This window comes from Pseudaeromonas sharmana (assembly GCF_042649925.1).
Lineage (GTDB): Bacteria > Pseudomonadota > Gammaproteobacteria > Enterobacterales > Aeromonadaceae > Pseudaeromonas > Pseudaeromonas sharmana.
Map to the genome: position 1 here is coordinate 145,344 of NZ_JBHSAF010000014.1, position 13,245 is coordinate 158,588.

Here is a 13,245-nt window from a genome sequence, read left to right on the forward strand (position 1 = left end):
CTGAGTTAGTCGTGGCTAACCGAACTGTGGTGACCCTCAGAGGCACGCTGCTCGGTGAGAGTGCCCAGGCGCGGGTCAGGCGGGCTGAACGGGTCATTCGTGATGCACTGGAAGAAGGTGGGGAGCTGGGCGTAACGACGACCCCGATCGATACCAGCATGCTGGTGCTGATAGGGGGGCAGCGCGCCTTCATTATCTCACCCAAAGATCTGCTGCCAGAGGATGAGTCGGTGAATACGGTGGCGACTGCGGCCGCTGCGCAGCTGAGACTGGTCATCTCTGAATCGGAACAGTTGCGCAGTGCGCGCTATCTGTTACAGGCGCTGGTTTATTTTATGCTGGCCACCCTGCTGCTGCTGGTCTGCATTCGTGTCGTGCTGTTCAGCCGCTCCAGGCTGTTGGCGCGTCTGTTGCCACTGATGCGACAACACACCAGCAAGTTAAAAATTGGTCATACCTCAGTGTTTGATGCTGGCCTGTTGTTTCCCATTCTGCGCGGTACGTTAGGGATCCTTTGCTGGTCACTCATACTGCTTTGTGTGTACGAGTGGTGCAGCTTTGTGCTGCGTCAATTTCCCTATACCCGCCCGTGGGGTGAGGAGCTCAACAGTTATCTATTGTCGCTGCTGGGCTACTTTATCGGTGCCATTACAAGCTCGCTGCCCGGGCTGCTGATCGTGCTGGTGATCTTCTTCCTGGCCCGAGGTGTCATCGGCATACTCAAAGCATTGATGCTGCGTCTGGCGATGCCCGGCACCCTCCGCTGGTTGACACCAGAAACACTGGCTCCAACCAACAGGCTGATTTCGCTGGCAGTCTGGTTATTTGCCCTGGCAATGGCCTATCCCTATCTGCCGGGCGCAGGGACCGAGGCGTTCAAGGGATTGTCGGTACTCATCGGCCTGATGATCTCCCTCGGCGCGTCCAATGTGGTTGGCCAGGCAGCTGCCGGGCTGATCCTGACTTATGCCGGTACCATCAAGCGCGGGGAATACATCAAGGTGGGGGATAACGAGGGCACCGTCGTCGAGATGGGGATTTTTACCACCCGCATCATGACAGGTGTAGGGGAGACCTTGACCATTCCCAACACCATGATTACTGGCTCGGTGACACGTAACTATTCACGTATCGTGCAGGGCAGCGGCTATCTGGTCGATACCACTGTCACCATCGGCTATGACACGCCGTGGCGGCAGGTGGAGGCGCTGTTGCTGGAGGCCTGTCGTCGCACGGACGGGGTGGTGACCGATCCGGCCCCCATGGTCTTCCAGATATCCTTGTCGGATTTTTATCCTGAATACCGGCTGGTAGCGCAGGCGGTGCCTACGGAACCCAGATCAAGGGCCCAGTTGATGAGTATGTTGCTGGCGAATATTCAGGATGTTTTCAACGAATATGGCGTGCAAATCATGTCACCGCACTATATTGCCGATCCGGCTGATGCCAAGATCGTTGGCAAGCCGAACTGGTATGCCGCACCTGCAAAGGCTCCTGACGCCAAGGCGGATGCCAGTGTCAGGGAAGCAGGGCAGAGTGACCTGCGGCGGTGAGCGATTCAACCGGTATGATCGATATGGGGTACCGGATCGTGGTACATGAAGCTGAATTGGGGGAGGCGTGCTTTCATGGCGGTGAAGTCCAGCAGGAGGATTTCGCCGCGACGGATGGCAATCTCCCCGGCATCGGCGAGCACGTTGAGTACTTCGTTGACGCGCGGGCGACTGATGCCAGCGATCTGGCTCAGGCGCTGCTGGGTGATCTTGAGTACTGGATGGCTATCTTCGACCAGCGCATGCTGGCGAGCTAACTCCAACAGCAAATAGGTTACCCTGGTAGTCAGACAAAACAGGGTATTACTGCCTATTTGCAAGGTCATTCGGCCAATCTGCTGCGAGATGAAGAACAACAACTTGTAGACCAGGGGTTCTTTTTCGAGCAGGAATTGCAGCGAGTCTTTGGGAAACAACAACAAGCGGGTCGGTAGCAGCGTTTCGAATAACTCGACCGGGGCATACTCGGGGTTGTCAATGTATTGGATGCCAAACCAGCTGCCGTGACCGAAAATCAGTCCCAGGGAGTTATCCATAGCTTCATTGGTGGCATAGCCCACCACACAGCCAGATAAAACGTAGAAGATGCCTGGCATAGGGCCCATCAGACGCGATGGATCGAAGGGGCGGGCAATCTGCAACAATGAGGCCTTGGTGGCGTCCGGCAGCGGACAGGGCCATTGGATCTCCGCCGTTGCCTGCAACACAGATCTCGTTTGCATCTTCTCTCTCCCCAGCCGGTCAAGCGGTAGATGGTGCCGTGTCCCTGTAATCGAAATCAGCATGACACAAATGAACCAAGCTGTCTTGGGGCTCACACAGGGCTCTAAACGATCAGCGGCGCGCTTACAGCTCGGTAAGCCAGTGCCGGATCTCCAGTTCCAGTTGACGATAATCGGATTCTATTGGCCGGTAATGAGTGCGTAGGGTCTGCAGGTCGTATGCTCGTGCCGCCGTCTCGACATCACACAACATGGCTTCGATGCGCCGGGCACCAAGATAACGCAGTGAACCGCGTATCTTATGGGCATACCTGGCCGTTACCTCGACATCATCTGTCGTGATCGCTTGCAGCAACGTGGAGACTTCGCTGCCACTGGCGGTCAAGTAGGTGGTCAGCAGAGTTTTCACCAGTTCCCGATCACTGGCCACCAGATTGAGCAGGTGCTCTCGATCCAGATGGAAGCCACGAGGCGAGCGAATATCCGACAGTGATGAGATTGACATAAAAGTATTCTCCCCAGCGGTGACATACACCGGAATATAGATAGTCTGTGTTGATGTTTTAATAATTCCATCAATGAAACAAACAAGCTGTTAGCAACTTATTAACGGTGCATGCAATTAATTCATGCACATGAGATAAGGTAATGGCTCAAAACAAATAACAAGGTATAAGAAAGTTAATTAATTGTCTGTTCTCAAAATAACAGATGATTTCAGTCGTGCAGCGTCATGTTCGGCCATACCTAAAAATGACCATTAATATAAGATGGTAATGCTCTCGTTAATAATATTAATCCGGTTTTTGACGCGATCTCTATATTTATTTTATGGTGTTTTTGGCTGTGTCTGTTCTCAAAATAACAGACGACGTGATTTAAGGAAGTTAATATAGCAGCATGGTATGAGCAATCGACATGAATTCACGCTCCGGTGGGGATAACTCATATGAACAATAGCAAGCTGAGGTGCTCGGGCGTTCATTATGCATATAGATAAGAGCCGCCCCATCCTGATCGTGGATGATTGTGCCGTGATGAGTAATGCATTGCGTGGCATGTTACAGAAGATGGGTTTTCGCGCCGATCAGATTGATTTGGCTGACAGTGCCAAGATTGCGCTCACGCTCTGTGCCGCCAAAAACTATCAGCTATTACTGCTGGATTTTAATCTCGCCAGCCATGGCATGAACGGCTACCAGCTACTGACGACGCTGCGTGAAGAGCAGTCATTGGCCGCAGATTGTGTTACCGCCGTGGTGACGGCGGATGCCTCGCTCGAGGTGGTGCGTAGCTTCATGGAGCTGGAACCGGATGGCTATCTGGTCAAACCGATCAGTTACCAAGTAGTGAGCCAACGTCTGCAGGAGTTGTTGCAGCTCAAACAGCGACTGTGTCCCTTGCTGTTGCAACGTCGAGAGCAAAATCTGCCGACACTGTTGTCGCGTGGTGGCCAGTTGGCGCGTGGACAGGGCGTGACCAGCCTCAAGGCGCGTCTGCTGATGGCCGAGGCCTGTATCGAGGCGGCGGATTATGATCGGGCGCGGGAGCTGCTGAGTGGCTTGAAAAGTACCAGCCTACGCAATCGGGCCAGGTTGCTGTTGGCCCGCGCTGAATTGTTGCAGGAGCATTTGCAATCGGTGTTTACCCTGGTGCGACCGCTGCAGGATGACCCCTTGCTGTGCAGTGAGGCGCTGACGCTCAAAGCCGAGGCCTGTGTTCAGCTGCAGCAACTCGATCTTGCACTGGACAGCATTCGACAGGCCATCGCCCTGTGCCCACGAGGTACTAAGCGCTACTGGTTGCAGGCCTTCATCGAGATGGCAGGCTTCGATCTGGTGTCCGCGCAGGAGACGGTGCAGCGAGGCCTGCGCTATGCCCGTCATATGCAGCAGGATGAAATCCCGCTGCAGCAGCTGTTGGCGGCCTTGCAGCTGGATGTGGCCGAGTTTGCGACCCCAGAGGCGCGGCAGGAACATCTGACGCGTTACCGCTCGCTGAGCAAAGGCTGGCAGGGGCAACGTCTATTACCGATGGCGCAATCCATTGACGCCTTGCTGCAGGCACGAGCCGACATTCTCTGCGGCACCAAGCCGAGTGTTGACGATCTCATCGAGTTGCATCGCCAGCAATCGGGAGCGACGCAAGAGTATCAGATGGGGTTGGTTGAGGAGATGGAGTGGAACAAGCTTATCGCCTTGCCAGAACAGCCGGAACGGCTGCCGGAATATTATGCGGCCATCAAATCGAGTCTGCCGCGCAACAGGCGACAGACATTCCAAACGACGATGAGTGTCTACATGGAGAAGTGGCGGTCATCTGTAGCGAGTGACAGGGCATATGCGCTCTAAGTCGAGAGTGCAATCTGGCTGGAGCACATTGAATCATGGTCACTTGTCATGGGGTAACGTATGACCACGCTTAACAATTTACTGATTATTGAAGACGAGCTGTTCCAGCTCAACTGGTTGCACGAGTTGTGTAAACCGTTGGCTAAGAATGTGTTGCTAGCACAGGACGGGGCAGAAGCACTGAAGATGATCGCCGCACAGGGCATGCCGGATGCACTGATCTGTGATCTGAACATGTCGGGTATGGATGGGGTGACCTTCCTGCGTCACCTGGCCAACGATGACGACGCTTGCCCTGTGCTGTTGCTCAGTGCCGCCAGTGCCGACATCATTCACTCGGTGGTTGAGATGGCCACTTTGCAGGGCGTGTTCATCAGTGATGCATTGTCCAAACCGGTCAGCCGGCAGCAGATCAGTGAGTGTCTTCAGCAACTGCCGTTGGTGCCACCCTGCCCGATGCCGCGAGGGGGCACCGTGCCACCACCGGACCGCCAGATGTTGGAACAGGCGTTGTCGCAGCAGCAGATACGCCCGTACTTTCAGCCGCAGATCTGTGTCGAAACCGGGCGTCTGATCGGGGTCGAAGCGCTGGCACGCTGGGAGCATCCACAGCATGGCATCCTCTCGCCGGCCTATTTCATCGATCCCATGTACCAGCATGCCCTCATCGATCAACTTGGGGAGCATATCCTCGAGCAATCGATCATCCGTTGTCGGCAGTGGCTGGATCAGGGGGTTGAGGTCCCGGTATCGGTCAACATCGCTCCCTCTGAGCTGCTGGATGTGTGCTTTGCCGACCGGGTATTCGCCCTGCTGGATCGGCATGGCTTGCCAGGCCATCTCTTATGTTTGGAGATCACCGAGACCGAAGGTTATGACGATCTTTCCAGACTGCTGGAGACCTCTGCCAGGCTGCGGCTGCATGGCATCAAACTGGCGATAGACGATTTTGGCACGGGTCACTCCTCGTTGCTGCATCTGGTGCAAAGTCCGGTTTCGGAGCTGAAGATCGACCGCATCTTTGTTGCCAATATGCTGGAGGATTCACGCTACCGCTCGGCGGTACACGCTTCGTTAGCGATGGCGCGCCACCTGCGTATCCATACGGTGGCCGAAGGTGTTGAGACCCAGGCGCAGGCGCAGATGCTCAAGGAGATGGGCTGTGACAGTTTGCAGGGATTCTATTTTTCTCCAGCTATCGGCGCGAACGAGTTAATTCGCTGGAATCAACAACGGTTGGCGCTGGTGCAATAAGAGCGACGGAATAATCCGCGAATTTTAGCCTGACAGCATTATTACGGTAAGATTATGGCAAACAATCCATTTTTTGCGGCAGTAGAAAAAGCAGATGCTTTATCTATTTCGTCGACGGTATTGGCAGATAACCTTTCGTTGCAGCATAGAGACTTTTTGTTAAAACATGTCCAGCGAATGTCCATGAAAGGACTTTGGTATTTTATTGCTGCCAATGTAATTTTGTTGGCTTTGACGATATTCCGCATGGCGTATTTGGTGCTCAATGATCTTGGCACGTTCAAGCTGCCATTTCTTGATGACACGTTATCGAGCACACAATATGTTCGGCTCATGCTGTTGATGTTGTTTATTTATATTCTGGCTGCTGGTTATCTGATAGCAAAACGTTACTCTGCAGAGAAAAGAAACTTGGCCAATGACACCTTGCGACTGCAGTTTGTTTCCATCACCTTCGTCACGACGTTGGTGTGGCTGATCATATTGGCGTTGTACCATCATCAGGTGATCTATTCACACAGCAGCCTGCGCTCCATCATGCCGGCACTGCTAGTTCTGATTCCCCTGGTTTATATTGGAGCCAGCTTGGTGATTCCCTATTTCAGCTTAAGCATGTTGCTGTGTTTGGTGCTGAATCAACTGGCGGATGATCGGGCCTTTTCTGCCAGTTGGGTGTTGCAGGGAGTGATGTTCATGACCCTGGTGCTGATTGTTGGCAGCATCTTCTTCATGGTCCGCCGCGGTATCCACTTCATTGCCGAGATCGAATACAACAATTTCAAGTTGACGGAGAAGCTGATCCACTCGATGAATATCGATATGTTGCTGGCGATCCCCAACCGGCAGTCGTTCTTCTCCCGTATCAGCAACAAACTGCTGCGCAAAACCGAGGAGAGCCCGGTGGCTTGCATCCTGATGATCGATGTCGACCACTTCAAGAAGTACAACGACCACTACGGCCATCCGGCAGGTGATCTCTGTCTGCAGAAGGTTGCGGCCTGTCTTAAGGAGTGTCTGCGTGATGATGTAGACATGGTGGGGCGTTACGGAGGGGAGGAGTTTATCGCCTTCCTCGACGATGCCAGCGCCGAAGGCGCCGTCGTCGTCGCCAACCGTCTGATGGCGCGCATGGCCGAGCTGAATCTGGAGCATGTCAAGTCGCCTACCGCCAGCCATGTCACGCTGAGCATCGGCATCGCCTGCTGGCAACCTGGGGCCAGCCTGGAAGCCTTGTGCGATCTGGCCGATCAGGCGCTGTATCGTGCCAAGCGTGCAGGACGTAACCAATATCAGGTGTTCAATACAGAGGTTCCGGCGATCAGCGAGGCATAGGGTGACCCCTGCGCCCAGGAGTGTGCCGGTCAGGGCCGGCACGCTCCTGGCGTGTTACGTGTCTGCCATGGCGGCATCTCACCGTGACGCACTGTTCTCCAATGGTGATCGGATGCAGGTGATGAAGCGCTCGGCAAATTGCTCCAGCGTGGTTGCGTCGCGACCCATTGCCTCATAAAACGCCAGCGGGGGCAGATAGTGCATACCGACATACAAGGCACTGGCCTGCAGCGGTGTCAGCACCTCCTCCATGCTGCTGCCGATCAACCCGGCGGCGGAGTAGGTGTGGGCTGTCGCTCCGGCGGTGACCACTAGCTGCAGCGGCTTGCCACGCAGTGCATTGCCATTGGGGCCAAATGCCCAACCGTAACTCCAGACCTGATTGAGATAAGCCTTGAGCATGGGCGTCAGGTTGAACCAGTGGATTGGGAACAAGAAGACGATCCGATCGGCGGCTTCTGCCGCACCTTGTTCTGCCTCGACGTCGAAGGCATTGATGTCCGCGCCATACAGCTGCTCCAGATTGCGCACCGAGACCTCCTCGCACTGTGCGGCAGCGGTCTGCAATGCCTTGATGGCGGTGGATTGATCCGGGTAGGGATGAGACACGACAACCAGTGTTTTCATATGTGACCTCTGCATATTAGGCTCGCCGCACTTATGACGGCGCTATGGCGTGAAAAGGGATTAGTCGGCAGAGATTGCCGTCCCACTGAGCAACCAGGCATCGCACGTAGCGCCAGCCTGTCGGTGAGGGATCAGTGCCTGGTAGTCACTGCTGGCATACCAGGCGCTGGCGCGGGCGCGGTCAGGGAAGCGCAGCAGCACGAGTTGGCCGGCTGGCGCTTTACCCTCGACCACCTGCAGATCGCCGCCTAGCGCCAGTAATTCACCGCCAAAGGCGTGATAGCTGGCGGCAACGTTCTGCATGTAGGGTTGCATGGCCGTGGCATCGTGGATGACGGCATCGAAAACAAAGTAAGCCGGTTGCGACATAGGGACCTCCTGCGGTTGTGGTGCCGAAAGCTCGCTGTCCGGCACTCAAGATGAGAGCATTGTCGCTGCAATCATTCACAACTATAAGTGGCGTTGCTGTTGTTGCTTTCGCAACTTAAGGTTGAATATGCTGATTCCACCCTGGTGCAGGAGGCAGAGATGGAGATATCACAGCGGGTACGGGCAATCCTCTCATTCGTCGAGGCAGTCAATGGCGGTAGCTTTGCGGCCGCCGGACGCACTTTGGGGATCAGTGCGGCGGCGGTGAGCAAGAATGTGGCCGGATTGGAGCAGGCTCTGGGTGTGCGACTGATGAACCGTACCACGCGGACCTTGAGTCTGACGGAAGAGGGGGCCTTGTTTCTTACCCAGGCGCGCGTTGCACTAGAGGCACTGAATTCAGCCGTGGATGTGTTAGCCGAGCAGCGGGCGGAGATCGGCGGCCACGTCCGTTTGTCCACCAGTGCGGCGTTTGGTCGCGACTATGTGTTGCCGGCGTTGCCAGGCCTGCAGCAACGTCACCCTGCGCTGAGTGTCGAAGTGGATTTTGATGACAGGGTCATCGATTTCGTGCGTGATGGTTACGATCTGGCACTGCGTGGTGGCCATATCGCCGATTCGGCATTGGTGTCGCGGCCTGTGTGCCGGCTCAACATGCTGCTGGTGGCGGCGCCAGAATACCTGGCGCGCAGCGGTGTGCCTGATTCGCCGATGCAACTGGCACAGCATCGTCTGATTGGACGGCGCTTTCTTGGTGGACGTCTCGCGGCCTGGCACTTTAGCTGTCACGATGGTAGCCAGATCACCCAGCCGCTGGATCACGCGGTATTGACGCTGTCGGCTCCTGAAGCGCTGGTGCAGGCGGCCGTGCTGGGGATGGGGATCGCGCAGGTCGGTGTGCACCATGCCTGGCCCTATCTGCAATCGGGGCAGCTCAAGGCCCTGCTGGTCGGGCAGCACGATCCTGGCAGCTACCAGATGGTATTGCAGTATCCGCATCGGGCACTGATGGCACCGCGTGTCCGGGTCACCGTGGAGTATCTGTTGACGAGTTTCGCCACACAGCCGGCGTTACATGTACCGCTCGCGGCACTGGCCGACTATGCGGCGCCAGTGTGAGCCCTCGGCTTAACGGACGAGGGTGGCATGAAAGAGGATCCGCCGCGGCTGCGCTGCATGATCGGTATATAGAGCTGCCATGCCAGACGTGAGTCAGGAAACAGGGCAGAGAACAGCGTTGTTTAGGCGTTATTCATGTATCGGCCCAGTGAGCCGTCTAAACTTGAGATGACGAAAACATGAGGGGAGCGTGAACATGACACGAATGATGACCGCATTGCTGCTGGTGCTGGCCAGTATCAGCCTGGGTGTTCAGGCGGCACCGAACGGTAAGTCTGGAAAGGGCAATGATAAAGCCGAGCGTTCACAGACCTGGCAGGGTGAATCAAAGCCAGCCGGATGGGACGACAAGGAATATGCGTGGTGGGAAGATAACTGTATCGATATCAAGATTGGCTCGGTTTCACTGAAGCAGGATTGTGACCGTGTGGATGGTAAATATCGCGAGCATTACAACCGCAGTATCCACAGTGGCAATAATCCCGGGCGTGGGCACAAAAAATAGCCAGGCTTTGCGATACAGATTGCCAGGCCATCGCGGGTCAGCGCGATGGCCTGTTTGACAGACGGCTTGCTCCGTATCAACGGGCCGTTGTGGTGGCCTGAAAACGCAACAGGCGCAGGCCGTTACCGATCACCAGCAAACTGGCACCCATGTCGGCAAACACCGCCATCCACAAGGTGCCGCTGCCGACCAGCGTCAACAGCAGAAACAGTGCCTTGATGCCGAGCGCCAGCGCCAGATTCTGCATCAGGATGCGGTGCGCCGCTTTCGACAGGCGGATGAAGGTCGGAATTTTGCGCAGATCATCATCCATCAGCGCGACATCGGCGGTCTCGATGGCGCTGTCGGTGCCGATGGCCCCCATCGCAAAGCCGATATCGGCACGCGCCAGCGCCGGCGCATCGTTGATGCCATCACCGACCATGCCCACCAGCCCGCGCTGGCCATCGGCGCCGTGTGCCAGCGCGGCAATGGCCTGCAGTTTGTCTTCCGGCAGTTGATCCCCGCGTGCCTCGTCAATGCCGGCTTGCCGGGCAATGGTGGCGACGGTGTGCGGATTATCGCCGCTGAGCATCAGGGTGCGGATCCCCAATTGCTGCAACTGGGTGATCGCCTCGGCACTGCTGGGACGCAAGGTGTCGGCGACGGCAAACAGCGCCAGCAGCTTCTGCTCCTCGATCAGCGTCACCACCGTCATGCCCTGTTGCTCCAGCGGCAACAGGCGCGCCTCGTGCTCGGGACTGCACAGACCCAGCTCATGCAACAGGTGATGATTGCCGAGGGTGTAGCGCAGACCGTTCATCGTCCCTTGCACGCCACGGCCTGGCAGGGCACGCAGTGCGCTGACTGCCAGGTACGCGCTGTCGCGACCGGCACGGGCAATCGCCTGGGAGACCGGGTGGTCGGAGCCGCTGGCCAGGCTCGCTGCCAGCAGCTGGCACTGTTCGTGGCTGAGATCCGTCAGCGGGATCAGCTGCTGCAGCGTCGGGCGGCCGGCGGTCAGGGTGCCGGTTTTATCCACTGCCAGTGTCGTCAGGCGGCGCCCCTGCTCCAGATAGAGGCCGCCCTTGATCAGGATGCCGTGGCGCGCGGCGGCGGCCAGGGCGCTGACGATGGTCACCGGCGTCGAGATCACCAGTGCGCAGGGGCAGGCGATCACCAGCAGTACCAGCGCCTTGTAGATCCAGCTCAGCCAGTCGCCATCCAGCAGCAGTGGTGGCAGCAGGGCGATCAGGAACGCGATGGCCAGCACCGCCGGGGTATAGACGGCGGCAAAGCGGTCGACCTGGCGCTGCAACGGCGCCTTGGCGCCTTGTGCCGATTCGACGGCCTGAATGATGCGCGCCAGTTGGCTCTGGTCTGCCGGCGCGGTGACGCTGATTTCGAGCGCCCCCTCCTGGTTGATGGTGCCGGCATAGACGACATCACCGACGGTTTTCTCCACCGGCAGGCTCTCGCCGGTGATCGGCGCCTGATCGACGCTGGAGTGGCCGGCCAGCACCTGGCCATCCAGGCCGATGCGCTCCCCCGGTGCCACCCGCACCCGGGCTCCGAGAGCGACTTCGGCGGCGGCAAGGCGCTGCCACTGGCCGTCACTGCCGAGCACACTGACCTGCTCCGGTACCAGGCTGAGCAAACCGCTGATGGCTTCCCGGGCACGCGACAGCGAGCGCGCTTCGATGCGCTCGGCAAGGCTGAACAGCACCATCACCATGGCCGCTTCCGGCCATTGACCGATCAGCAGGGCGCCGGTCACCGCCAGGCTCATCAGCGCATTGATATTCAGGCTGCCGTGGCGCAACGCCTGCCACCCCTTGCGGTAGGTGCCCACGCCACTGACCGTGATGGCCAGCAGCGCCAGCACGGCAGCTACCCACTGCGCCGCATTCAACCAGTGCGCGATTTCAGCGCCCAGCGCCGCCAGCGCCGCCAGTCCGAGTGGCCACAACGGCGCCTTGGCTTGGGGCGCTGGGGGCGTGCGGCTGGTGTCGGCAACGGGCTCGGCGGCAAACCCCAGTTCGCGCAGCGCGGCAACGATGGTTGGCAGGGCTCCGGGCGCCAGACTCAACTGCAGTTGGCGTTGCAACAGGTTGAATTCGAGCGCATGAACTGCCGGCTCGGCGGCCAGACGCTTGCGGATCAGTTGCTCTTCCACCGGACAACACATCTGCTGAATCAACAGGGTGTGCTGTTCATCGCCCGCTTGCGCTGCGCCGGCGCTCGGTGCCGGATGGGAGGGCGCGGTCGCGCAGCCGCCGGAGCAGCCACAAGGGGAAGGTGTTGCGCTGCCAGCGCCAGCCGGCGCAGGGTGATGGATGGCGCCAGTACGGGGTGATGCAACCGGTGTTTTGTGAAATCCGGAGAGGCTGATCTTGCCCGCCGGCTTGTTTGGCGGCGTGGCAACAGCGCGATGCGCGGCGATCTTCAGGTGACGTTCGGACATGGTCATCCTCCAAGGCTAAGGCTATGATGCCATTTCACACCCTGAAGTCACTACAGGGTCAAGCCGGGATGGGGAGGCGAAATGAAGATAGGGGAACTGGCCCGTTTGGCGGCCTGTCCGGTCGAGACGGTGCGTTATTACGAGCGTGAAGGGCTGCTGCCGGCGCCGCTGCGCAACGAGCAGAACAACTACCGTGACTATGGCCCCTTGCATCTGGAGCGGCTGGTGTTTATCCGCCGCTGCCGCTCGCTGGATATGACCCACGAGGAGATCCGCACCCTGCTTACCGCGCGTCAGCAGCCGGATGCCAGTTGCCAGAGCATCAATGCGTTGATCGATGATCACTTGACGCAGGTGCAGACGCGCATTGCCGAGTTGCAGGCGCTGGCGCAGCAACTGAGCGAACTGCGCCATCAGTGCCAGTCGGTACAGACCATGCGTGACTGCGGCATCCTCAAGAAATTGGAACAACCGCGGGTCTGACTCGCAGTACAAAGCTGCCACGCAATAGAAAGCTGCCTGCACAGACACCTGGCTTTAGTTAGCGGAGCGGTTGCTAGCCAGCTGCAGGTTGCGATTCGAGATAGTGAGCCTCGCTGACCTGCTCGAACCAGCTTACGGCGGTGCCATCTTGGTATTCCTGAATGGCAATGTGGCTCATGGCGGTCAAAGGGGCCGCGCCGTGCCAGTGAATTTCGCCCGGCGCGATCCAGACCAGATCCCCGGCCCGGATCGCCTCGATGGCTTCTCCTTTGCGCTGGATTTGGCCGCAACCGGCCACCACGATCAACATCTGGCCCAGCGGGTGGCTATGCCATGCGGTGCGCGCTGCCGGCTCGAAGGTGACCGTGGCGGACGAGAAACAGGCGGGCGCCTCCGGTTGGTACAGACCGTCGATACGGACGCGGCCGCTAAACCAGTGGTCGGGACCTTGCAGGGAGGGCAGGGAGCCATTGCGCAGAATGTGCAT

General features: G+C 57.9%; 13 protein-coding genes. 7 read left to right on the forward strand and 6 right to left on the reverse strand.

Going from position 1 to position 13,245, the window contains the following annotated elements; translation table 11 throughout:
* The first annotated feature begins 11 nt into the window (after positions 1 to 11).
* The gene (locus ACFOSS_RS10490) at positions 12 to 1,553 is read left to right on the forward strand and encodes a mechanosensitive ion channel family protein (protein ID WP_377152302.1); all 1,542 of its coding nucleotides are present in this window, start codon (positions 12 to 14) and stop codon (positions 1,551 to 1,553) included.
* Positions 1,554 to 1,558: 5 nt separating this feature from the next.
* Here ACFOSS_RS10490 and ACFOSS_RS10495 read toward each other — a convergent pair whose 3' ends face one another.
* Together ACFOSS_RS10495 and ACFOSS_RS10500 are read right to left on the reverse strand one after the other, a co-directional pair.
* Positions 1,559 to 2,275: a Crp/Fnr family transcriptional regulator gene (locus ACFOSS_RS10495; RefSeq protein ID WP_377152303.1), complete on the reverse strand. Its 717-nt coding sequence runs from the start codon at positions 2,273 to 2,275 to the stop codon at positions 1,559 to 1,561.
* A gap of 124 nt (positions 2,276 to 2,399) precedes the next feature.
* Complete coding sequence (locus tag ACFOSS_RS10500) at positions 2,400 to 2,780, reverse strand: Hpt domain-containing protein (protein WP_377152304.1); 381 nt, start codon at positions 2,778 to 2,780, stop codon at positions 2,400 to 2,402.
* Positions 2,781 to 3,261: 481 nt separating this feature from the next.
* Here ACFOSS_RS10500 and ACFOSS_RS10505 point away from each other — a divergent pair, with 481 nt between their 5' ends.
* From ACFOSS_RS10505 to ACFOSS_RS10515, 3 genes are all read left to right on the forward strand, one after another.
* Entirely contained in the window at positions 3,262 to 4,626 is a 1,365-nt protein-coding gene (locus tag ACFOSS_RS10505) for a response regulator (RefSeq protein ID WP_377152305.1), read from the forward strand.
* 60 nt (positions 4,627 to 4,686) lie between these two features.
* Complete coding sequence (locus ACFOSS_RS10510) at positions 4,687 to 5,880, forward strand: EAL domain-containing response regulator (protein WP_377152306.1); 1,194 nt, start codon at positions 4,687 to 4,689, stop codon at positions 5,878 to 5,880.
* 246 nt (positions 5,881 to 6,126) lie between these two features.
* The gene (locus tag ACFOSS_RS10515) at positions 6,127 to 7,212 is read left to right on the forward strand and encodes a GGDEF domain-containing protein (RefSeq protein WP_377152307.1); all 1,086 of its coding nucleotides are present in this window, start codon (positions 6,127 to 6,129) and stop codon (positions 7,210 to 7,212) included.
* Between the two features lie 78 nt (positions 7,213 to 7,290).
* Here ACFOSS_RS10515 and ACFOSS_RS10520 read toward each other — a convergent pair whose 3' ends face one another.
* A complete protein-coding gene (locus ACFOSS_RS10520) occupies positions 7,291 to 7,839 on the reverse strand; it encodes an NAD(P)H-dependent oxidoreductase (RefSeq protein ID WP_377152308.1) in 549 nt (182 codons plus the stop codon).
* A gap of 60 nt (positions 7,840 to 7,899) precedes the next feature.
* On the reverse strand, positions 7,900 to 8,208 hold the full coding sequence (locus ACFOSS_RS10525) for a DUF1330 domain-containing protein (RefSeq protein ID WP_377152309.1): 309 nt from the start codon (positions 8,206 to 8,208) through the stop codon (positions 7,900 to 7,902).
* Between the two features lie 159 nt (positions 8,209 to 8,367).
* On the opposite strand from ACFOSS_RS10525, the gene ACFOSS_RS10530 reads away from it, so the two are divergent.
* Both ACFOSS_RS10530 and ACFOSS_RS10535 read left to right on the forward strand, forming a co-directional pair.
* Positions 8,368 to 9,327, forward strand: a complete 960-nt coding sequence (locus ACFOSS_RS10530) for a LysR family transcriptional regulator (protein ID WP_377152310.1) — start codon at positions 8,368 to 8,370, stop codon at positions 9,325 to 9,327.
* 196 nt (positions 9,328 to 9,523) lie between these two features.
* Complete coding sequence (locus ACFOSS_RS10535; RefSeq protein ID WP_377152311.1) at positions 9,524 to 9,832, forward strand: hypothetical protein; 309 nt, start codon at positions 9,524 to 9,526, stop codon at positions 9,830 to 9,832.
* Positions 9,833 to 9,908: 76 nt separating this feature from the next.
* Here the strand turns inward: ACFOSS_RS10535 and ACFOSS_RS10540 are convergent, their stop codons facing one another.
* Complete coding sequence (locus ACFOSS_RS10540; protein ID WP_377152312.1) at positions 9,909 to 12,275, reverse strand: heavy metal translocating P-type ATPase; 2,367 nt, start codon at positions 12,273 to 12,275, stop codon at positions 9,909 to 9,911.
* Positions 12,276 to 12,356: 81 nt separating this feature from the next.
* On the opposite strand from ACFOSS_RS10540, the gene cadR reads away from it, so the two are divergent.
* Positions 12,357 to 12,758, forward strand: a complete 402-nt coding sequence (cadR, locus tag ACFOSS_RS10545; RefSeq protein ID WP_377152313.1) for a Cd(II)/Pb(II)-responsive transcriptional regulator — start codon at positions 12,357 to 12,359, stop codon at positions 12,756 to 12,758.
* Between the two features lie 73 nt (positions 12,759 to 12,831).
* Here the strand turns inward: cadR and ACFOSS_RS10550 are convergent, their stop codons facing one another.
* A complete protein-coding gene (locus tag ACFOSS_RS10550; protein WP_377152314.1) occupies positions 12,832 to 13,245 on the reverse strand; it encodes a (R)-mandelonitrile lyase in 414 nt (137 codons plus the stop codon).